Origin of the sequence: Escherichia sp. TW14182, assembly GCF_000208525.1 — a bacterium.
GTDB classification, from domain to species: Bacteria; Pseudomonadota; Gammaproteobacteria; order Enterobacterales; family Enterobacteriaceae; genus Escherichia; species Escherichia ruysiae.
The window spans coordinates 1-1042 of the sequence record NZ_AEJZ01000512.1 but is presented as its reverse complement, the minus strand read 5'-3'; the positions used below and the strand labels follow the sequence as shown (position 1 = coordinate 1042).

The window sequence follows — 1042 nt, the reverse complement described above, 5'->3', positions numbered from 1 at the left end:
TCTGGCGCAGGAGAAAGAAAAGCAGAAGCCTTTGCCGTTATCTCCATCAGGTGCCTGGAATTCAGACAAAGATGAAGAAAATATGCGGCGTCTGAGGGATATTGCAAAGTGGAAGAATAAATAAAAGAAGAGAGAGTTATGCCAGGACAATTAATTGAAAAATTAAAAACGTTCAACTGGAAAGATGACAGGCCACGTATGTGGCCTGGTTGCAAGTTTGGTGTGCAGATAACAGCATATTGTATTTCTGTATCGTTTTTTATGACGATCTGTGCAGCCCTGGTTTACGGTGAAAACGCTATGGGAGTGTTAGTATGCCTTCTGGTTGCGCACTTTTTCTCTGCAATTATTACAATTGGCGAACTGGGAGAAATATCCTCCATTCAACGTGTTCTTATGGAAATAGCGCCTGAAACGGATATTGTTTCAAAATCAGAACAGTTAAAAAAACGTTGTGTATTATCTGCCTGCAGGGTGGCCCTGGTCGTTATCGCTGTCGCTGTTGGGGTTGAACTGCAATTTGTCCTTTTCTCAGGGGCTGCGTTCGCCTTATCTGGTGCGATATTTACATGCATTTTTTCTTATAAAGTGCGAAAACTATATCCTGGTAATTTTGTTCGAATTGTCTCTTTTTATCTGTGGGGGAAACGGTATTCAAAAGGAAATACGTCGCGCCCCAGTGATAATGGAGTTAATCCGATAACTGGTTTCTCTATGGCAAATGATTCATTTAATACGAATGGTAATGTTGTGGGAAGAGTCTCTGGACTTTATGATGATCATATGTCATTTGAATCTGGTTCAGTTACATCCTTGCCATTTGAAAATGATTCGGCTACATCTTCGTTATTGGAGAATAATGAATTCGGGATAATGAATTTCAATCCTGCATCAGGGCTACCAATGATGAATGATACGATTGATATTAACGGAGATGTTTTTGGTACAACATCCCATTTTTATGATGATCAATATCATTTAGATGATTATCATCACAGTCACGATAATCATTGCTGGGATGACCGTTGGTAAAAATACAGGT

1 protein-coding gene is annotated in these 1042 nt (G+C 39.6%); it reads left to right on the top strand.

From position 1 onward, the window contains the following. The first annotated feature begins 138 nt into the window (after positions 1-138). Positions 139-1032 (top strand): hypothetical protein, encoded by an 894-nt coding sequence (locus EQY_RS0123785; protein WP_001119420.1) that lies wholly within the window; start codon positions 139-141, stop codon positions 1030-1032. Positions 1033-1042 lie beyond the last annotated feature (10 nt).

Bases quoted from the DNA above. Each gene is read 5' to 3' on its own strand.
- EQY_RS0123785 (WP_001119420.1), top strand. From the start codon at position 139: ATGCCAGGACAATTAATTGAAAAATTAAAAACGTTCAACTGGAAAGAT.